This is a genomic window from Streptomyces sp. GMY02 (assembly GCF_019056675.1).
GTDB classification, from domain to species: Bacteria; Actinomycetota; Actinomycetes; order Streptomycetales; family Streptomycetaceae; genus Streptomyces; species Streptomyces odonnellii.
Window position 1 is genome coordinate 5,952,109 of sequence record NZ_CP077658.1, and the last position, 19,233, is coordinate 5,971,341.

The 19,233-nt window shown below is 71.3% G+C and carries 14 protein-coding genes and 1 tRNA gene; 6 read left to right on the plus strand and 9 right to left on the minus strand.

Annotated elements, in window-relative coordinates:
• Positions 1-45: 45 nt before the first annotated feature.
• Positions 46-939 carry a TerD family protein gene (locus tag KQY30_RS25255; protein WP_217308793.1) on the minus strand — a complete coding sequence of 298 codons (894 nt, stop codon included), beginning with the start codon at positions 937-939 and terminating at the stop codon, positions 46-48.
• A gap of 218 nt (positions 940-1,157) precedes the next feature.
• Here KQY30_RS25255 and KQY30_RS25260 point away from each other — a divergent pair, with 218 nt between their 5' ends.
• From KQY30_RS25260 to KQY30_RS25270, 3 genes are all read left to right on the plus strand, one after another.
• A complete protein-coding gene (locus KQY30_RS25260) occupies positions 1,158-2,321 on the plus strand; it encodes an HpcH/HpaI aldolase/citrate lyase family protein (protein ID WP_217308794.1) in 1,164 nt (387 codons plus the stop codon).
• Positions 2,322-2,482: 161 nt separating this feature from the next.
• Positions 2,483-5,197: a phosphoribosyltransferase gene (locus KQY30_RS25265; RefSeq protein WP_217308795.1), complete on the plus strand. Its 2,715-nt coding sequence runs from the start codon at positions 2,483-2,485 to the stop codon at positions 5,195-5,197.
• Positions 5,198-5,400: 203 nt separating this feature from the next.
• Positions 5,401-6,144, plus strand: coding sequence for an HAD family hydrolase (locus tag KQY30_RS25270; RefSeq protein ID WP_367997486.1), 744 nt, complete (start codon positions 5,401-5,403; stop codon positions 6,142-6,144).
• Between the two features lie 103 nt (positions 6,145-6,247).
• Here the strand turns inward: KQY30_RS25270 and KQY30_RS25275 are convergent, their stop codons facing one another.
• From KQY30_RS25275 to KQY30_RS25290, 4 genes are all read right to left on the minus strand, one after another.
• Complete coding sequence (locus KQY30_RS25275) at positions 6,248-6,475, minus strand: zinc ribbon domain-containing protein (RefSeq protein ID WP_217308797.1); 228 nt, start codon at positions 6,473-6,475, stop codon at positions 6,248-6,250.
• 33 nt (positions 6,476-6,508) lie between these two features.
• Complete coding sequence (locus tag KQY30_RS25280; protein ID WP_217308798.1) at positions 6,509-7,201, minus strand: DUF4383 domain-containing protein; 693 nt, start codon at positions 7,199-7,201, stop codon at positions 6,509-6,511.
• Positions 7,202-7,378: 177 nt separating this feature from the next.
• Positions 7,379-8,713 (minus strand): hypothetical protein, encoded by a 1,335-nt coding sequence (locus KQY30_RS25285; RefSeq protein WP_254407318.1) that lies wholly within the window; start codon positions 8,711-8,713, stop codon positions 7,379-7,381.
• Between the two features lie 221 nt (positions 8,714-8,934).
• Entirely contained in the window at positions 8,935-9,726 is a 792-nt protein-coding gene (locus KQY30_RS25290) for a DUF4097 family beta strand repeat-containing protein (RefSeq protein WP_254407319.1), read from the minus strand.
• Between the two features lie 187 nt (positions 9,727-9,913).
• Here KQY30_RS25290 and KQY30_RS25295 point away from each other — a divergent pair.
• Positions 9,914-9,985 (plus strand) — tRNA-Val (locus tag KQY30_RS25295).
• Positions 9,986-10,285: 300 nt separating this feature from the next.
• Positions 10,286-11,347 carry an HNH endonuclease gene (locus KQY30_RS25300; protein WP_217308800.1) on the plus strand — a complete coding sequence of 354 codons (1,062 nt, stop codon included), beginning with the start codon at positions 10,286-10,288 and terminating at the stop codon, positions 11,345-11,347.
• A 17-nt stretch (positions 11,348-11,364) separates the two neighbouring features.
• Here the strand turns inward: KQY30_RS25300 and KQY30_RS25305 are convergent, their stop codons facing one another.
• Together KQY30_RS25305 and KQY30_RS25310 are read right to left on the minus strand one after the other, a co-directional pair.
• On the minus strand, positions 11,365-12,471 hold the full coding sequence (locus tag KQY30_RS25305) for a winged helix DNA-binding domain-containing protein (protein WP_217308801.1): 1,107 nt from the start codon (positions 12,469-12,471) through the stop codon (positions 11,365-11,367).
• Positions 12,472-12,491: 20 nt separating this feature from the next.
• Entirely contained in the window at positions 12,492-12,917 is a 426-nt protein-coding gene (locus KQY30_RS25310; protein WP_217308802.1) for a VOC family protein, read from the minus strand.
• A gap of 189 nt (positions 12,918-13,106) precedes the next feature.
• Here KQY30_RS25310 and KQY30_RS25315 point away from each other — a divergent pair, with 189 nt between their 5' ends.
• Positions 13,107-14,126, plus strand: coding sequence for a YafY family protein (locus KQY30_RS25315; protein ID WP_217308803.1), 1,020 nt, complete (start codon positions 13,107-13,109; stop codon positions 14,124-14,126).
• Between the two features lie 245 nt (positions 14,127-14,371).
• Here the strand turns inward: KQY30_RS25315 and KQY30_RS25320 are convergent, their stop codons facing one another.
• On the minus strand, positions 14,372-17,014 hold the full coding sequence (locus KQY30_RS25320; RefSeq protein WP_217308804.1) for a SpoIIE family protein phosphatase/ATP-binding protein: 2,643 nt from the start codon (positions 17,012-17,014) through the stop codon (positions 14,372-14,374).
• 766 nt (positions 17,015-17,780) lie between these two features.
• The gene (locus KQY30_RS25325) at positions 17,781-18,899 is read right to left on the minus strand and encodes an XdhC/CoxI family protein (protein WP_217308805.1); all 1,119 of its coding nucleotides are present in this window, start codon (positions 18,897-18,899) and stop codon (positions 17,781-17,783) included.
• Between the last annotated feature and the right edge of the window lie 334 nt (positions 18,900-19,233).

A 19,233-nucleotide genomic window follows, 5' to 3' on the forward strand; every position in this document is an offset into this window, starting at 1 on the left:
CCGTGGGGCCTTCCGGGAGCCGGTCCGCCCCCGGGGCCGGATCACTCAGGGGCGGATGAACTGCGGTCCCATCGGAGGCAGCCGGAAATTCGGGTCGGGCGCGGGCGCCGCCGCGGCGGCCGGCTGCGGGTAGCCATAGCCGGTCTGGGGCTGCGGCGCCGCCACCGGCTGCGGATAGCCGTAGCCGGTCTGAGCGGCGGCGGGCATCGGCGGATGCGGGTGCGGATAGCCGTACGCGGGGGCCATCGGCTGGGTGGGCGGCTGGGCCGGTGGCGGCGGTACCCGTACGGGCGGCTCGGCGGCCACCGTGGCACCGGGGTCGGACGTGACGGAGGGGGCGGAAGCGGCGGACGGGGAGTCGGCGGCGGGATCGCCGGGGGACTCCTCGCTCTCGTCCACCGAGATTCCGAACGCGGTGGCCAGACCCACCAGACCGGTCGGATATCCCTGGGCGACCGCACGGAATTTCCAGCCGTCCCCGCGCCGGTACAGCTCACCGCAGATGATCGCGGTCTCCTCGCCGGTCTCCGGCCGTACGTCGAAGACGGCCAGCGGCTCGCCGTCGGGCGCGCCCGCGTCGTACAGCAGGATCCGCAGATCGTCGACATGCCCGAAGCTCGCGCCGTCGGAGGAGGCCGCGAGCACCACCTGGTCGACCGAGGCGTCGAGCGCGGCGAGGTCCGCCTCGACCGCATCGGTCAGCTCGTCCCCCGCCTGCTTCTTGGGCAGTCGCCTGACCAGCCCGGACGGATGCCGGGGCTGGTTGTAGAAGACGAAGTCCTCATCGGAGCGCACCCGCCCGTCGGGGCCGAGCAGCAGGGCGGAGGCGTCCACATCCGGGATCCCCGCACCCGGGGACCACCGCAGCACGGCTCGTACGGCCATGGCGTCGAGAGGGACGTTCGAGCCCTTCAGCATCGCGTGCGTCATGCCTGTCATCCTGCCTTCCCGCCACCCGTACGGACAACGTGGGGCGGGTAGATCCCTGCAACTCCATCGAGCGGTACGGCCTCCCCCGGGGGACGGGGGCGAGGACATGGGCGCGAAGCGGACGAGTTACCTGGATTTCATGAACCGTGGGAACTCTTGACACCCGTCCGTACGTACTATTACCGGCCACATGCCCAGCGGCCACATCGGCAGTACGGGGGATTCACATGCGTCATTTCGGGCATATCCCGCCCGCTGCCCGGGAGGGTCTGTTCCATCAGGAGCCGTGCGAGTTCACTTCGGGCTCTCCGGCCCGTCTCCTGGCGGCCGCTCTCGGGGCCACGCTCTACTGCCCGGCCACCCGGCCGCGACTCGCCGACGACGTGGTCAAGCAGACCCGGTGCGGAGTCGTCTCCATGGTGCTCTGCCTGGAGGATTCCATCCATGACTCCGAGGTCGAGGCTGCCGAGGCCAATCTGGTCCGGCAGTTCGCCGATCTTGACGAGCGGGGCGTCGGGACCCCGCTGCTCTTCATCCGGGTCCGGGAGCCTGAGCAGATTCCCGATCTCGCCCGGCGGTTGGGTACCTCGATCCGGCTGCTGTCCGGATTTGTACTGCCGAAGTTCACCGAGGAGCGCGGGACACCGTTCCTGGAGGCGCTCGCGGAGGCGGAGAGCGTGACCGGCCATCTGCTCTATGCGATGCCGGTGCTCGAATCGCCCGAGCTGCTGCATCTGGAGACCAGGACCGAGACGCTCACCGGGATCGCGAATGTCGTCGACAAGTACCGCGACCGGGTGCTGGCGCTGCGCCTCGGCGTCACCGACTTCTGCTCGGCGTACGGACTGCGCAGGTCGCCGGACATGACGGCGTACGACGTGCGCATCGTGGCCGGGGTGATCGCGGATGTGGTCAATGTGCTGGGGCGTGCGGACGGCTCGGGGTTCACGATCACCGGCCCGGTATGGGAGTACTTCCGTCTGCAGGAACGTATGTTCAAGCCCCAGCTCCGGCGGAGCCCCTTCCTCGAAGGCCGCGCGGAGGAGCTTCGTACGGCCCTGATCGAGCACGACCTGGACGGGCTGCTGCGCGAGATCGAGCTCGACCGGGCCAATGGTCTGCTGGGCAAGACCTGCATCCATCCCTCCCATGTGCCGCCCGTGCATGCGTTGTCGGTGGTCAGCCATGAGGAGTTCAGCGACGCGCAGGACATCCTGCGACCGGAGCGGGACGGGGGCGGGGTGCTGCGCTCGGCGTACACGAACAAGATGAACGAGGTGAAGCCTCACCGGGCCTGGGCCGAGCGCACCCTTCAGCGGGCCGAGGTGTTCGGTGTGGCGCGCGAGGACGTCGGGTTCGTTGAGCTGCTCACGGCCGGTCTCGGCGAGTGAGCGGGGCGGAACGGTCCGGGGAGACACGGACACGGGCGGGGGCTTCGGCGGTGCCGGCTGCGTCGGCGGTGTCGTCTGTGCCAGCGGGGTCGTCTGTGTCGGCGGCCGTGTCGCCCGTGCCGGCCGTGTCGGAAGTGTCGTCTGTGTCGTCAGGGGAGAGTGTGTCCGTCGGGACGGAAGAGAACAGCGGGACGGTCTGGTCGGGTACATGGGTCGCCGAGCGGCTCGGTGTGCGGCTCGCGGGTGACGAGAGGCTGCCGGAACTCCTGGGCCTGGCGCTGCGCCGCAATCCCAAACGGGCCCATCTCCTTGTCTCGAATGTGCTGGGCAAACATGTACCGCAGCACCCCCAAGTCGTATACGGGACAGGGCTCCAACTCGGTGAGCGGGTACGGGAACTGCTCGGCCCGGATGTGGCGCGCGCGGTTGTGCTCGGGTACGCGGAGACCGCGACCGGCCTCGGCCACGCGGTCGCCGACGGGGTGCGGGACGCGCCGTACCTCCACTCCACGCGGCGGCCGGTGCCGGGGGTGCCCAGGGCGGGCGGGTTCGAGGAGTCACACTCGCACGCCACCTCGCATCTGCTGCTGCCCGAGGATCCGGCGCTGCTCGCCTCGGCCGGGCCGCTGGTCCTGGTCGACGACGAGTTCTCCACCGGGAACACCGTCCTCAACACCATCCGCGCCCTGCACGCGCGTTATCCGCGCGAGTGGTACGTGATCGTCGCCCTGGTCGACATGCGCTCGGCGGCGGACCGGGGGCGGCTGACGGACTTCGCGGAGGAGATCGGCGCGCGGGTGGATCTGGTGGCGCTGGCGTCGGGGACGGTGGAGCTGCCGGAGGGGGTGCTGGAGAAGGGGCGCGCGCTGGTGGCGGAACAGGAGGGCGAGGCCGCGGGGTCTGCCTTGGCTTCGGCCCCGGCTTTGGCCCCGGCCACGGCTTCGGCCGAAGCGCCGTCCGCCGCGGGACCCGTTCCGGCCGTGGCGGCCGGGATCCCGGCGCAGGCCGGTCCTGCTGGTTCGGACGGTTCGGTTGATTCGCCTGAGCCGGCTGCGGGAGCCGAGCCGGTGCGGGTGGGGCTGGACTGGCCCGGTGGCGTTCCGGACGGTGGGCGGCACGGGTTCACCCCTGCCCATCGGGACCGGCTGGAGTCGGCGCTGCCCGGTATGGCCGCCGCCCTGGCCGAGCGGCTCGACGGCGCCCGGCGCATCCTCGTCCTCGGCTTCGAGGAGCTGATGTACGCACCGCTGCGGCTGGCCGAGGCGCTGGAACAGTTTTGCAGTACGCGTATCTCCGACACGGGTGTTGTCGGCGCCGAGGTGCGTTACTCCACCACCACCCGGTCCCCGGTGCTCGCCGTGGACGACCCCGGATACGCGATACGCAGCCGCCTCGTCTTCCCCGCCCATGACACCGCCGCGTTCCCTGACGGCGACGGCACCGGCGACCGGTACGCCTACAACGTCGCGGGCGGTGGCTTCGACGCCGTCGTCCTCGTCGTCGACTCCCTGGCGGACTCCCCGGAGCTGCGCGCCCCCGGCGGTCTGCTGGCCCAGCTCGCCGCGCACATACCGCGCGTGGTGCTGGCCGTCGTACCCGCGTACGTCCCGTACCTCCCCGGCACCCCCTTGTACAACACGCCTCCGTACAGCAGGCCTTCGTACAGCACTCCTGCGCACGAAACCCTTGCGCACGAAACCCCTCCGCACCACGCCGAACGGCAGGAACCCCCCATGCTGCCCGAACCCCTCCGTGGGCCCGCCTTCTCCTCGTACGCGCCCGAGGACGTGGGCTGGCTCCTCCAGGACCTCTCCGACGTCGAGTTGGAGGCCCCGACCGAGGAACGCGAGGAGGCGATCCAGAGCGGCGGCGCGCACTACGCGGAGTCGCTCCCGGTCGAGTACCAGCCGAGCGCCGAGTACCAGGAGCTGTTCCTCTCCGCCCTGGAGACCTCGGCGGCCCGGATCGCGCGTGCCGTCGGCACCGTCACCGAGACCGTGCTCGCCGAGCGCGGACCCCGGCCCGTGCTGGTCTCCCTGGCCCGGGCCGGCACGCCCGTCGGCGTGCTGATGCGCCGCTGGGCCCAGCGGCGGCACGGTCTGGACCTGCCGCACTACGCCGTCTCCATCGTGCGCGGCCGGGGCATCGACACCAACGCCGTGCGCTGGCTGGCCGCCCACCACGACCCCGCCGATGTCGTCTTCGTCGACGGCTGGACCGGCAAGGGCGCCATCACCCGCGAACTGGCCGACGCGCTCGCCGGGTTCGAGGGCTTCGACCCGGGGATCGCGGTCCTCGCCGACCCGGGCGGCTGTGTACGGACGTATGGCACCCGTGAGGACTTCCTCATCCCGTCCGCCTGCCTCAACTCGACGGTGTCCGGGCTGATTTCGCGTACGGTCCTACGGGCCGACCTGGTCGGACCGTACGACTTCCACGGTGCGAAGCACTACCGCGAACTCGCCGCCGACGATGTCTCGGCGCACTTCCTGGACACCGTCGCGGCCCGCTTCGACGAGGTCGTGGACGCGGTGGACGCCGAGGTCAAGGAGTTGCTCACGGCGGACCGGGCGCCCACGTGGGAGGGCTGGGCGGCGGTCGAGCGGATCAGCGAGGAGTACGGGATCCACGATGTGAACCTGGTCAAGCCGGGAGTCGGCGAGACGACTCGGGTCCTGCTGCGCCGGGTGCCCTGGAAGATCCTCGCGCGGCGCGGCGTGGGGGCCGACCTGGACCACGTACGGCTGCTGGCCGGGCAGCGGGGCGTACCGGTGGAGGAGACGGACGGCCTTCCGTACTCCTGCGTCGGGCTGATCCACCCGAAGTACACCCGGGGCGCGACCGGGGCGGACGGCAGGGCGGTGACCGCGCTGTGAGTGACATTCCGGGTGTGTCAGGTGTGTCAGGTGCGTCAGTGGTTTCGGGGCTTTCCGGTGTGTCGGGGGTTTCCGGTGCTGCGGGTGCCTCCGGTTCTTTGGGGGTCCCTGGTGCCGCGGGGGCTTCCCGCGCGCCGCTCGCACTTGTCGCCAGTGATCTTGACCGTACGCTCATCTACTCGGCCGGTGCGTTGCAGTTGCCGATGCCGGACGCCGAGGCGCCGCGGCTGCTCTGCGTTGAGGTGTACGGGAGCCAGCCGCTGTCGTACATGACCGAGGCGGCGGCGGGGCTGCTGGACCGGCTGGCCCGTACGACCGTTTTCGTACCGACCACCACCCGCACCAGGGAGCAGTACGGGCGGGTCCATCTGCCGGGCCCCGAACCGCGGTTCGCGATCTGCGCCAACGGCGGGCATCTGCTGGTCGACGGTGTGACCGACGAGGGCTGGCGGGCCCGGGTGGGTGCCCGGCTGGCCGACGAGTGCGCCCCTCTCGCCGAGGTCCGCGCCCATCTGCTGTCCGCCGCCGACCCCGCGTGGCTGCTCAAGGAGCGGATCGCGGAGGACCTCTTCGCCTATCTGGTGGTCGACCGCGCGCTGCTGCCCGAGGGCTGGGTGAAGGATCTCGCCGGGTGGGCGGAGGGGCGGGGCTGGGCCGTCTCGCTCCAGGGGCGCAAGATCTACGCCGTACCGCGCCCGCTCACCAAGAGCGCCGCGATGCGCGAGGTCGCCCGCAGGACGGAGGCCGAACTCACCCTCGCCGCCGGGGACTCGCTGCTCGACGCCGATCTGCTGCTGGCCGCGGACCGTGCATGGCGGCCGGGGCACGGCGAACTGGCCGACAGCGGCTGGAGCGCACCGCATGTGGACGTACTGGAGGAGACGGGCGTGGCGGCGGGGGAGGAGATCCTGCGGCGGCTCGCTCTGGCCGCCGACGCCGTGGACTGATCAGGTTTGGTCGCTGCTGGCCGGTTGCGGGCCGGCTCCTGGTTGCCGGCCGGCTGTCGGCTGATCGGCTCCTGATGGGCCGATCAGCGGCTCTTCGGCGGGATCAGTTGCAGCAGCCCCCGCCGCAGCATCCGCCTCCGCCTCCGCCGCTTGGCGCGGCCGGCCCGGGGCTGTTGGCCCTGGCGGTGCCGGCGACCGCGACCGTCGAGAGGAGCTTGACGGTGTCGTCGTGCCCCGCGGGGCACGACGCCGGGGCGGCGGACTCGGCCATCGGGCGGCTCAGCTCGAAGGTGTCACCACAGGAGCGGCAGCGGTACTCGTAGCGAGGCATGAGGCCAGGCTATCCGGTCGGGCGGTCCGGCGGTCATGAGCCGGTGGTGTCCGGCTGGTGTTGTGCCTGTTGTGCCTGCTGTGCTTGTTCTGGCTGCTGGGCCTGCTGAGTGTGCTGCGCGTTGTGGGGGTGGTGGGGGTGCATATGCAGGTGAGGATGCCCGTAACCGTGCCCGTGGGACCGTACGTGTTCGATCTTGGCGCGCACGCGTTCCTCATGTTCCGCCTGTTCCGGGTGGCGGGCGCGCCAGTACGGATTGTCGTGCGGCAGGCTGCCGCTGACTCTCCCGTACATGCCGAAGAACATCAGCATCACCCCGACCACAAAGCTGAACAGCACATTCTGGATATGGAAAGCGAGGATGTTGTAACTGGTGTCCAGTAGCGCCAGATTGACGAATCCGCTGGCGATGAAGAGCACCCCGAGGACCATATTCAGGGTCGAGGCGATATTTCCGCCGACCACCATTCCGGCCAGGAGCAGCAGTCCGACACAGATGGACAGCACGCTCAGCGCACCGTTGGTGTTCAGACCCGCGACCCGGTCGCCGCCGGTGTCGAAGAAACCGATTTTGTCGATCACTCCGAGAATGCCGAAGACGATCAGGATCAGCCCCATCACTCCGGCGCCGATCCGGTAGACCTGGTTCAGCCGGTGGTCGACGGGGAGTTGTTCATCGAGCCTGACACGCCGCCGACGGGGGCGGCGGAGCGCTTGGGTGGCCATGGGCGGCCTCCTTTGGCGTACGGCGATGCGACATGGCGTACGGCGTAACTCCAGCATCCGCCCACCTGGGGCCGGGGACAAATCAGGCGACGGGCGAGGGGCGCCGGACGACGGGCGCCGGACGACGTCGGCGATCGGCCGGGTCGGCCGCTGTGATCGGCCAGCTGCTGTGATCGGTCAGCCGCTGTGGCCCGCTGCCGCGCCGCGTTCCTCGCGGATGTCCGAGACGACCCGGGCCACGGTGTTCCGTACCGCCTCGGTCTCGGTCAGGAAGTGCCAGTAGTCGGGGTGGCGGCCCTCCAGCGCGGCCACCGCCCGCTCCAGCCGGCCCACCGCGTCGTCCAGGGGCCGGGCGTGCCGCGGCTCGGGCGTGTTGCGGCCGGTCATCGCCAGCCGCTGGGCGTCACGGATCGCGAAGCGCGTACGGTCGATCTCCTGCTGGGGGTCCTTCGACACGGCGTTGAGGCGCTGGAGGCGGTCGCCCGCGGCGGAGACCGCCTCGTCCGTACCGTTCAGCAGGGCCCGTGCCGTACTGAGCAAGGACGTCGCGTCCGCCCACCGCTGCTCGTCGCGTGCCGCGCCCGCCTCCTTCAGCTTCTCCTCGGCCTGGCGGACGCTGGTCGCGGCATGGGCGGGGACCTGCTGGAGGTCCTGCCAGCAGGCGGCGGTGAAGCGGCGGCGCAGCTCGCTGAGGACCGGTTCCACGGTGCCCGCGCGGGTGGTCAGGGCCTGGGCGCGGGTACGGAGCGAGACCAGGCGGCGGTCGATCTCCCGGGCGCGCTCGGGCAGCCGCTCGGCCTCGACCCGTACGGCCTCGGCGTCGCGCAGCACCCGGTCGGCGCGTTGCAGGGTCTCGGTGACGCCGTGCTGGCCCGCGCCCTGGTTGAGCTTGGTGAGATCGGGGCCGAGGGCGGCGAGACGGGCGGCGAGATCGTCGGCGCGCAGCCCGGAGGCGCGTGCGGCATCGAGGGCGTTGCTCGCGGCAAGGAGCGCCTGCCGCGCACGCTCCACGGCGGGTGCCAGCCGGGCGAGCTGCGTCTCCGCCTTGTCGAGCAGTGGCCCGAGCCCCTGCTCGAACCGGTCCAGCTCGCCCTTCACCCGGTCCAGGTCGGCCTTGGCCTTGGCCAGCTCGCCGCGGGCCTTGGACGCGACGGACGGTTCCAGATCGTCCCGGTCGAGGTCATGGGCGTCGACGGCGGTGATGTACGTGTGGCTGACCTCGTCGATCCGCCGCCCCAGCGCCGCGAAGTCGGCGACGGCCTTGCGAGCGCCGGGCGAACTGTCCACGGCGGTGATCGTCTCTATGGAGATCCGCAGATCACGCTGGGCGGTGTCCAGCTCGTAGAAGGAGGCCGCGGCGGCGTCCTTGGCGGCCTGGGCGTCGGCCCGCTGACTTTCTGCCCGCCCGCCGAACCAGCGGCGCGTACCGCCGCCCCCGCCGGAGAAGGTGCCGGGCAGCGCCGCGATGAGCAACGGCACAGGCAGCAGCAACAGCGTCACGACATCACGCACATCACGAACACCGCGAACATCACGGGCGGCACTCGCCTTGGTCTGGGCTCTTGCGTGCGGCTGCTCGTGTGTCGCCGTCACATCCCTCTCCCGTACAGAGTCCGCCGTGCCTGGTCCATTCTCCCACCAGGTAAGGACGAACACACGGGTCGGTTAGTTCGCGCTTGAGGCCGCGGCTTCTGCCGGTCCCGCGGGTGCGCCAGGTCTGCTGGACAGCGGACCTAGCTCGCGTTCCGCACGGTGACCTCGCCGTTGTCGCTGCGGGCCTTCACTATGTGGGCGCTGGTGTCGTCGGTCGGTACGGTCACCTCGACGTCGCCGTTCTCGCTGGTCGCGGTCACCGCGTACTTCTCCTTGGACCTGGGCAGGTCGATCACGATCCGGCCGTTGTCACTGGCGGTGTCGACGGAGTCGGGCACGGCGGTCAGCCCGAGGTGCACGGATCCGTTGGCGGCGGTGGCGGCGACGGTCCTGGCGGTGAGGCCCTTCGCGGTGATCGTCCCGTTGTCGCTCTTCAGGTCGACGGGCCCGCTGGAGTTCCGTACGGTGACCGAGCCGTTGTCGGATGTCAGCTTCAGCACGGTGGTGAAGCCGGTGGCGGTGATCTTGCCGTTGTCCCCGTTGACGGTCACCGCGACGCCGCGCGGCACCTTCACCTCGTGCCGCGCCTCGCAGTTGCTCGCCAGGGCGCGGCACTTGACCTTGAGCGTGAGGGTGTCGCCCTTCATCCGCCAGACGCCGTCGGGGCCGCTGCCCGCGAACACCCAGCCGTCGATCTGCCGGGCCACCTCGACGTCCTTCACATCGGCCGGCACCAGCTCGACCACGGAATTCCCGGCGTCGATGGTCAGCGTCTTCCCGCCGAACGGGAATGCCTTCTTCTCCACGGGCGCGTCCGAGGCGTCCGCGTCGGCGCCGCACCCACTGACGGCGAGGGCGAGCAGCAGGACCCCGCCGGCGGCGAGGAGTGTGCGGGTGCGGGTGTTCCGGATACGGATACGGTGTGCGGCCACGGTGATCGTCCCCCAGGGAGTGCGCGTCTCGGCTGTCCTCCTACCGTAGGAACGCGCCCCTCCCAGTCCGATCCGGCCGCCCACCGTCTTACTGGTGGGGCTATCCCCCGTACCCCTCGGCCACCGGCCCTCGCACCTGGGTTTGCGGCCCGGCCCCCTGTGCCATGTACGCTGTTCCCTCGTCAACGGGTGCGTAGCTCAGGGGTAGAGCGCTGCTCTTACAAAGCAGATGTCGGCGGTTCGAAACCGTCCGCGCCCACCGGTAGTAGTGCCACGTCAGAGGCCCCTGCGCAGTTCTGCGTGGGGGTCTTCCTCGTAGCCAGATGCCACATGGAGTCCACATAGAGGCCACATCACCACGGCCCACAGCCGTGCGGCCGTCCGGCCAGCGGTCTGTATGCCGCACATCGAGCACTCGGCGTAGCCGATCTGTGGCCCATTGAGGTGGTAAGGCATGGGGTCGGGAGCGCCGGGCCGGGCGCCTGTTGATCGCTCCCCGCCCAAGTTGCTTCGGTTCGGTGCCGAGGGTGCTGTCAGTGCTCGGCATTACGCTGCCCGTATGCGTAGAGGCGCGATCACACGGGAGTCCGTGCTCAAGGCCCTTGGGGAGCACGACGAGTTGGGGCGTGATGCCTTCCTGGCCAAGTACGGCTTTGGGGAGGCACGGTCCTACGTTCTGGTGCATGAGGGGCGGGAGTACGACTCCAAGGCGGTCGCCGGGGTGGCGCACAAGTGGGGCCAGGGGCGGCCCCTCGCGCCGGACGAGTTCAGCGGGGGGAAAGACCATGCCGCGGCATGGCTCAAGCGAGTGGGTTTCCAGGTCAAGGCCATCAAGGACCCGGATTGGGCCCGCGATGAGATCATTCTCGCCTGCCACCTGGTGATGGAGAACAACTGGAAGGGGTTGGACACACAGGACAGCCGGGTGGTGGAGCTGTCCGCCCTGCTCCAACTGCTTCCCATCCATGCCGAAGCGGAGCGCAACGAGAAGTTCCGCAACTCCAATGGTGTCGCTCGCAAGACGTTTGACATCGCCACCCGGCACCCGGAGTACCAGGGCAAGCCCAACGGTGACGCGCTGGATGCCACGGTGCTGCACGAGTTCCTTGCCCGGCCGGAGGAGATGACCGAGGCCGCGCGACTCATCCGCCAGGGCATCGCGACGGGCGAACTGCAGTCCCTCGCGCCGACCGAGGAAGAGGAGTTCGACGACGACTTCAGCGCGCCCGAAGGGCGATTGCTGATGCGTCGGCACAGAGCGCGTGAACGGAATAAGGGCCTGCGCAAGAAGAAGATCGCTTCTGTTCTTGCGCGCGGCGGACGGCTCGCTTGCGAGGCATGCGGTTTTGACTTCGAGAGGGTCTACGGAGAGCGCGGCGCCGGGTATATCGAGTGCCATCACGTCCTTCCGCTCCATATGGCGGGGGAGGGACGGACCAAGCTCAGCGATCTTGCCCTCATATGTGCCAACTGTCACCGCGTGATCCATCGGCGCGCGCCATGGCCGACCCCTGCGGAGCTGCGGGCCTCCATTGAGCACAAGCATGCGGCTGACAGGCGTGCGGCGGAAGCCTTGGCACGACCGCGCAGGGCGGCTGACGAGCAGATGCCGAGCCCGTGACCTGCGGAAAGATGCTCTTACACACCAAATGTGGGCGGTTTGATCTGTACGCGGTCGCTGTTGTTGTCGGACAGGAACGATGCCAGGTTCTGGGCCTCCTCGGTGACGGCGGTGTGTTCGGCGCGGGTGAAGTCGCGTAGCGGGGTGATCGTCACGGTGTCTGCCTTGGTGGTCCAGGTCGCGGCGGTGCGGCCGTCTACCAGGACTACGCGGGCGCCGGCGACCGACAGGCCGCGGTGAGGGGCGTCGATGATGCGGCCGCGGTCGTGGTAGCCGAGGATCGCGTTGTCGAACGCCGGCAGGAACCGGACCGGGGCCGGTGTGTCGGGGTCGGGGCGTGGTGCGTCGGGCAGGTCGAGCAGTTCGCGGCCCTGCTCGTCGCGGAAGGTGACCAGTTCCCCGCGTATCGCGGCGACCGAGGCCGGCAGTCCGGCGAGGCCGCACCAGGCGCGCAGGTCCGATGAGGACGCGGGGCCGAACGCGGCCAGGTAGCGCCGTACCAGCGCCTGGCCCGCAGGGTCGGAGCCGTCCGGGGCCGGCGGGTCGATCTCGCGCCCCAGCCAGGACGAGAGCGGTACGTTGCGCACCCCCGCCCTGGTGCGCCACAGCCCGCGCGGCGGCAGTTGTGCCATCGGGATGAGGGCGGCGACCAGCATTTCGCCCAGTGCCCGCGGGCCCGGCGCGGGCCAGCGGTCGGCGAGCGCACGCGCGAGTTCGGTCATCGAGCGCGGCTCGCCGTCGGCCATGACCGCCCGGCCCGCCGCGGCGAGTTCGGCGAGGTCCGTCCCGTCGAGCTCGCGGCGGTAGGTCCCGAGCACCCGCTGACGCAGCATGGCGTCGTGGCGGGCCCGCCAGGCGAGGACGTCGTCGGCGGTGACGAGGTGGACGGTGCGGCGCATGAGGTGGGTCCGTACGACGTTCCGCCCGGTCAGCAGGGAGTCCAGCGCCGCCGGGTCGAACGCGCGCAGCCGGGACCAGAGCCCGGTGAACGGTTCCTGCGGTTCCTGTGCCTGGAGGCCGCCGAGGTGTGCGACGGCGTCGAGCACCGGTATGTCGGCGCGGTCGAGAAGCAACTGCCGGGCGAGCGTCGCGCGGTTGAGCGCCCGGGTGCCGAGAACGGTCATCGGGTCGTGTCGTCCCCCGGTCAGGACGCGTCGTACGCGACGGCGACGTCCACGACCCAGGTGACGCCGAACCGGTCCTTCAGCATTCCGTAGAGGGGCGCCCACTGCGCGGGGCCCAGCGGGCGCGGGACGGCCGCGCCGTCGGAGAGCTTCTCCCAGTACGCGGTGACCTCCTCGGCCGTCTCGCCGCGGAGCGAGACGAAGAACGCGTTCTCGCCCTGGTGCCACGGCAGGTGCGAGGGCACGTCGTAGGCCATCACGCCGAAACCGCTGTCGGCGGCGACCTGGCCCCACATCACCTGGTCCGCCTCGGACGGTTCCTGGACGTTTCCGGCGTCCTTGTACGTGACCACGGCCATGTTCCCGCCGAACACGGACTGGTAGAACGCGAGCGCCGCGCGGGCGTCGCCCCGGAAGTTCAGATGGGTCATGGCTTTGACGGACATGGTCGGCTCCCTGTCGCTGGAATCTGTCGTTGGAGTCTTCGGCCTTCTCGGCGTATCGGCCTGCTCGGTGCGTACGCGATTTGTACGCGGTACGTACGCGGTTCGTGCGCCTTGTCGGCCCTGCTCAATGACCACAGTTCCAGGAGTAGCGGCCAGGTTGTGGCCGCTACTCGGGGCAGTATGGGGTTCATGCAGAAGACCTCGGCGCGACTGCTGTCACTCCTCTCGCTCCTCCAGGCACGTCGGGACTGGCCGGGGGCACTGCTGGCCGAGCGGCTGGAGGTCAGCCCGCGCACCGTGCGCCGCGATGTCGACCGGCTGCGCGAACTCGGCTATCCCGTCGTGGCGGCCAAGGGCCCCGACGGCGGGTACCGGCTCGACGCCGGTACGGAGCTGCCTCCGCTGCTGTTCGACGACGAGCAGGCCGTGGCCCTCGCCGTCGCGCTCCAGATCGCCACCACCAGCGGCGCCGGGATCGAGGAAGCGGCGGCGCGTGCGCTGGCCACCGTCCGGCAGGTCATGCCCGCGCGGCTGCGCCGCCGGATCGACACCTTCCAGGTCACCGCCGTCGAGCGGCCCGCGGCCCGGCCGGCGCCGCGGGTCGACAGCGGGGTGCTCATGGCGCTCGGCGCCGCCGTCCACGCGCGCGAGGTGCTGCGCTTCGACTACACCCCCGCGTCTCCGCCCGGAGCCGGTGACGACGAGCCCGCCGTGGCCCCGCCGCGCCGGGTGGAGCCCCACCATCTCGTCACCTGGGGCGGGCGCTGGTACCTCGTCGCCTGGGATCTCGACCGCGAGGACTGGCGTACGTTCCGCGCGGACCGGATCGCGCCGCGTATCCCCACGGGTCCCCGCTTCACCCCGCGCGAACTGCCCGGAGGCGACGTGGCCGCGTTTGTCGCGGGCAGGTTCCAGGGCTCCGAGGGCTCGGACGGCTGGCCGTGCCGCGGTGAGGTGATCCTCGGTCTGCCCGCCGACGCGGTGTCCCGCTATGTGCGCGACGGGGTCGTCGAGGAACTGGGCGCGGAGCGGTGCCGGCTTGTGCTGGGCTCGTGGTCGTGGGTCGGGCTGGCCGCGACGATCGGCAGGTTCGACGCGGAGGTGGAGGTGGTGGGGCCACCGGAGCTGAGGGACGCGTTTGCCGCTTTGGCGCGGCGTTGTGCGGACGCGGTGGTGCGGGTGTCGCCTGCGGCGCGGCCGGGCGTGTGAGCCCGCACCGGACGGGCACGCGGCGGCGGGGCCGGCCGTTCCGTCCTCAATCGCCGGACGGGCTTGTTTTCGCGGGCCGGCGCCGTGTGGGTGCCCCGCGCCCGGGCTTGCGGTTTTGTCCTCAATCGCCGGACGGGCTTGGTTTTGCCCGCCCGACGGGCTTGGTTTGGCCGGCCTGCGCCGTGTGGGTGCCCGGCGCCCGGGGTCGCGGGTTTGTCCTCAATCGCCGGACGGGCTTGAATTCGTCAATCGCTGGGCGGGCTTGAATAATCGCCGGACGGCAGGGACTGTTCCGTCCAGATGACCTTGCCCGCCGTTGTGTATCTCGTACCCCAGCGTTCCGTGAACTGCGCCACCAGGAACAGGCCCCGGCCGCCCTCGTCCGTTGCTTTGGCGTAGCGGAGATGGGGGGACGTGCTGCTGGAGTCGGAGACCTCGCAGATCAGGGTGCGGTCGCGGAGCAGGCGGACGCGGATGGGGCCGGTCGCGTAGCGGATGGCGTTGGTGACCAGCTCGCTGAGGATCAGTTCCGTCGTGTACGCCACCTCGTCCAGGTCCCACTCCGTCAGCCGCCGCAGGACCTCGGCCCGTACCCGCGCGACCTCCGACGGGTGCGGGTGCACCTCCCACTCGGCGATCCGGTCCGGCGGGAGCACGCGCGTACGGGCGACGATCAGCGCGATGTCGTCGCTCGGGCACATCGGCAGCAGCGCGTCGAGCACCGCCGAGCAGATCTCCTCCGGGCCCCGGGCCGGGTGCGCCAGGGCGGTGCGCAGCAGGCCCAGGCCGGCGTCGATCTCGCGGTGACGGTCCTCCACGAGGCCGTCCGTGTACAGCACGAGATGGCTGGCCTCCGGCAGCCGCAGTTCCACCGTCTCGAACGGGAGCCCGCCCAGGCCCAGCGGAGTCCCGGCCGGCAGATCGAGGAACTCCACGCTCCCGTCCGTACCGACCAGCGCGGGCGGTGGATGGCCGGCCCGGGCCATCGAGCAGAGCCGGGTCACCGGATCGTAGATCGCGTACAGACAGGTCGCCCCGGTGACCACCGCGCCGCTGTCCGTGATCCCCTCGTCGTGGTCGGTACGGGCGGCCAGCTCGTCCAGCAGGGAGAGAACCTCGTCGGGCGGCAGATCGAGCGAGGCGAAGTTGTGGACGGCCGTACGCAGCCGGCCCATCGTCGCCGCCGCGAGCAGACCGTGCCCGACGACATCGCCCACGACCAGCGCCACCCGCGCGCCGGGCAGCGGGATGACATCGAACCAGTCGCCGCCGACCCCCGCCTCCGCGGGCAGATACCGGTACGCCACATCGAGGGCGTTCTGCTCCGGCAGCATCTGCGGGAGCAGGCTGCGCTGGAGCGTCTCCGCCATGGTGTGCTCGTGCGTGTAGCGCCGCGCGTTGTCGATGCAGACCGCCGCGTGGTTGGCCAGGTCCTCGGCGAGCGACACATCCTCCTCGTCGAACGGTTCGGGCCGCTCCGAGCGCCAGAAGTTGACGACGCCCAGCAGAACGCCCCGCGCCAGCAGCGGCGCGGTGACCATGGAGTGCACGCCGTACGCGATGACCCCGGCGCTGACCTCGGCGTCCTGGGCCCGCCAGCCGGCGGCCAGACGGAGATCGGGCTCGACCGCGCCTCGTCCGTGCTCCAGGCTCCAGGCCTGCGGGGTGTCCGGACGGAACAGGATGAGGGTGCCCAGCGCGTAGAACGGATGGTCGTCGCGGATGCCGACGACGGCGGTACGGCGTACCTCGGTGCGATTGCTCGTGCTCGCCGGTTCCTCACCGCTCAGGGTGGCCTCCGCCAGGTCCACCGTGACGAAGTCGGCGTAGCGCGGGACCGCCACCCGGGCCAGTTCCTCGGCGGTCCTGGTCACATCGAGGGTGGTGCCGATCTGGACCCCGGCGTCGTACAGCAGCTTGAGGCGTTTCTGTGCCGCCTCCGCCTGACCGGTGAGCGAGCGCAGTTCTGTGGTGTCGCGGAGCGTGGCCACGCTGCCGGGCGGGCCGCCGTCACGGTCCGTGGAACGGTTGTTGACCGCGAGCAGCCGGTCCCCGGTCGACAGCACCTCGTCGGTGGCGACCCGCCCGGAGGCGAGCAGACCGGCCATCTCCGGGTCCAGACCGAGGTCGGTGACATGACGGCCCTCCGGGCGCGCGGGCAGACCGAGGAGCCGGATCGCCTCGTCGTTGGCGAGGACGAGCCGGCCGTCGCCGCCGACGATGAGCACTCCTTCCCGTACGACATGCAGGACCGCGTCGTGATGGTCGTACATGCGCGTCATCTCGATGGGGTCGAGACCATGGGTCTGGCGCCGCACCCGGCGGCTCACCAGCGCCGTGCCGCCGGTGGCCAGGACGAGGGAGGCGCCGGCGGCGCCCAGCAGGAGTGGCACCTCGTGGTTGGCGAGGCTGTTCACCTTGTCGACGGTGATCCCCGCCGACACCAGGCCGGCCACCTTTCCGTGGGAGTCCTTGATCGGCGTCACCGCCCGTACCGAGCGGCCGAGGGTGCCCGGGACGGTCTCGGTTATGGTCCGGCCCTTCAGGGACGGCTCGATGGTGCCGATGAAGTGCTCGCCGATGCGCTCGGGGTTGGGGTGGGTGAGCCGGATCCCCTTGGTGGTCATGACGACGACGAAGTCGACGTCCGAGGCCTTGCGTACCGCCTCGGCGCGTGGCTGGAGAACCGCGGTGGGGTCGGGCGAGCGGATGGCCTGGACGATGCCCGGCGAGTTCGCGAACGACGTGGCGACGGCACGGCAGCGATTGCTCGCCTCGGTGGTGCTGTCGTGCCGGGACAGCACGACGAGCGAGACGAGCGAGGCGCCGATGAGCAGCAGCACTATCACCAGTTGCAGGATGAAGACCTGCCCGGCGACGGTACGCATCCTCAGCCACGACGTGCGGCGCCCCCCGACGGCATACGCGGGGTCAGGCGCTGGAACCTTCCTCGCCACCCGGCTGTGCCGCTCGGGTCGTGAAGCCGCCGACTCCGTGGGCGCCGGTCGGAGTGGGCAGACATGACCCGAGCCCAGGATCGACCCGTATGTCGGGTCATGTACCTACATCTACACCGCCTGTCTTCACAAGGCGAGTGGTCTCGGCGACGGATCGGGGCGCGGATGCGGGGCGGCCGGACATGGCGGGGGCGTGGGGGTGTCCCGCCGATCGAGCGCGGCACGATCGGCGAGACCGGCGAGATCGGCCGAGACACCGGCCAGGCCGCGTACGGTCACGGCGCGGATCCGGGGCGACGATGCCCGGCCCGGATCCCGGGCGCTGTCCCGGGCGCGGATGCCCGGCTCTGATCCCCGGCGCGGCTCTCCGGCCCGGATCCCGGGAGCGGACCTCTGCCCGGACCCGTGGCCCGGGCCCCGGCCCGGATGGCCGGCCCGGATTCCGGGCGCGGTCCCCGGGTGTGGACCTCGGGCGCGGATCCCCGGCGCGGCTCTCCGGCCCGGATCCCGGGAGCGGACCCCTGCCCGGACCCCTGGCCCAGACCCCCGGCCCGGATGGCCAGCTCAGATCCCGGGCGTGGATCCCGGGCCCGGACCCGTGGCCCGGATCCCGGGTGCGGACCTCGGGCGCGGTCCCGGGCTCGGATGCCCGGCCCGGATCCTCGGCCCGGTCCCCGGGTCGGTCCGGCCGTGGAGTTCAGTGGTGGATGGCCAGGTCCATGCCGGTCAGGCGCTCGCCCGTGCCTCCCCAGCGCAGCGCGATGATCTCCGCCATGATCGCCACCGCCGTCTCCTCGGGGGTGCGGGCACCCAGATCCAGGCCGATCGGGGCGGAGAGACGGGCGAGGGCGCTCTCGGGGACGCCTGCCTCGCGCAGCCGTGCCAGCCGGTCCTTGTGGGTACGGCGGCTGCCCATCGCGCCGACATAGCGGGCGGGGGTGAGCAGGGCGCGCTCCAGGAGCGGGACATCGAACTTCGGGTCGTGGGTGAGGACGCAGATCACCGTCGACTCGTCCACCGGATGCTCGTCGAGATAGCGGTGCGGCCACTGCACCACCAGTTCGTCCACGTCCGGGAAGCGCTGCCGGGTGGCGAAGACCGGGCGGGCGTCGCAGACCGTCACGTGGTAGCCGAGGAACTTGCCCATCCTGGCCACCGCGCCCGCGAAGTCGATCGCGCCGAACACCAGCATCCTGGGCGGTGGCGCGAAGGACTGGACGAAGACGGCGAGCTGGTCCATGCGCTGCTCGCCGTGGCGGCCGATGTGGACGACCCCGGTGTGGCCCTGCGCGAGCAGCCCGCGCGCCTGCTCGGTGACCGCCGCGTCGAGCCGGTCGTCGCCCAGGGTGCCCGTGGCCGGCGCCCCGGCGGGGGCATCGGCGGCATCCGGGGTAATCACCAGGTTTCCGCCGAGGGAATCGGTGCCCGACAGGACCGAGGCGACGGCGACCGGACGGCCCCCGGCGATCCGGCCGAGGACGTACGGCAGGCCCGGGAAGTGCTCGTCATCGGCCGGGCGTACGAGGATGCTGACGATCCCGCCGCAGGTCAGCCCGGCCTCCAGCGCTTCGTCGTCGCTCACTCCGTAGGTCTTCAGCTCCGCCTCGCCCGAGTCGAGGACCTCCCGCGCGACCTCGTACACCGCTCCCTCGACACAGCCGCCGGACACACTTCCGTACACCTCGCCGTTCTCCGCGACCGCCATGGCGGCGCCCGGCCGGCGCGGGGCCGACTTCCAGGTCTGTACGACGGTGGCCACCGCGAAGCGGACTCCGGCGGCCTGCCAGGTGGCGATCGATTCCGCGATGTCCCGCACGTGTGCGCTCCCTTCGCCCGGCCGGAACCGGCCCGACCGACGCTGCCCGGCGCGACCGGTGCTGCCCGGCCCGACCGGCGTGGTCCGGCGCGACGGTGCTGCCCGGCCCTACCGGCGCTGCCCGGCCGGAACCGGCCCGACCCCGCGTGGTCCCGCACGGCCCCGCGCCGCTCATGCCGCCCGGTGCCGCCCGGTGGCCACCGGGCCCGGCGCCCGCCGCCCCGCGCCCGCCGCCTCTCGGATCCGCCCTGCCCGCGCAGCTTGCGCAGTGGTCGCGGCCCTGTCAATGGCGACTTAAGCGAACGCTTAACCGCGCCCCGCAACCCCGGATCTC

Coding starts and splice junctions, on each gene's coding strand:
- KQY30_RS25255 (WP_217308793.1), bottom strand. CDS start 939: ATGACAGGCATGACGCACGCGATGCTGAAGGGCTCGAACGTCCCTCTC.
- KQY30_RS25260 (WP_217308794.1), top strand. CDS start 1,158: ATGCGTCATTTCGGGCATATCCCGCCCGCTGCCCGGGAGGGTCTGTTC.
- KQY30_RS25270 (WP_367997486.1), top strand. CDS start 5,401: ATGCCGGACGCCGAGGCGCCGCGGCTGCTCTGCGTTGAGGTGTACGGG.
- KQY30_RS25275 (WP_217308797.1), bottom strand. CDS start 6,475: ATGCCTCGCTACGAGTACCGCTGCCGCTCCTGTGGTGACACCTTCGAG.
- KQY30_RS25280 (WP_217308798.1), bottom strand. CDS start 7,201: ATGGCCACCCAAGCGCTCCGCCGCCCCCGTCGGCGGCGTGTCAGGCTC.
- KQY30_RS25300 (WP_217308800.1), top strand. CDS start 10,286: ATGCGTAGAGGCGCGATCACACGGGAGTCCGTGCTCAAGGCCCTTGGG.
- KQY30_RS25305 (WP_217308801.1), bottom strand. CDS start 12,471: ATGACCGTTCTCGGCACCCGGGCGCTCAACCGCGCGACGCTCGCCCGG.
- KQY30_RS25310 (WP_217308802.1), bottom strand. CDS start 12,917: ATGTCCGTCAAAGCCATGACCCATCTGAACTTCCGGGGCGACGCCCGC.
- KQY30_RS25315 (WP_217308803.1), top strand. CDS start 13,107: ATGCAGAAGACCTCGGCGCGACTGCTGTCACTCCTCTCGCTCCTCCAG.
- KQY30_RS25320 (WP_217308804.1), bottom strand. CDS start 17,014: ATGCGTACCGTCGCCGGGCAGGTCTTCATCCTGCAACTGGTGATAGTG.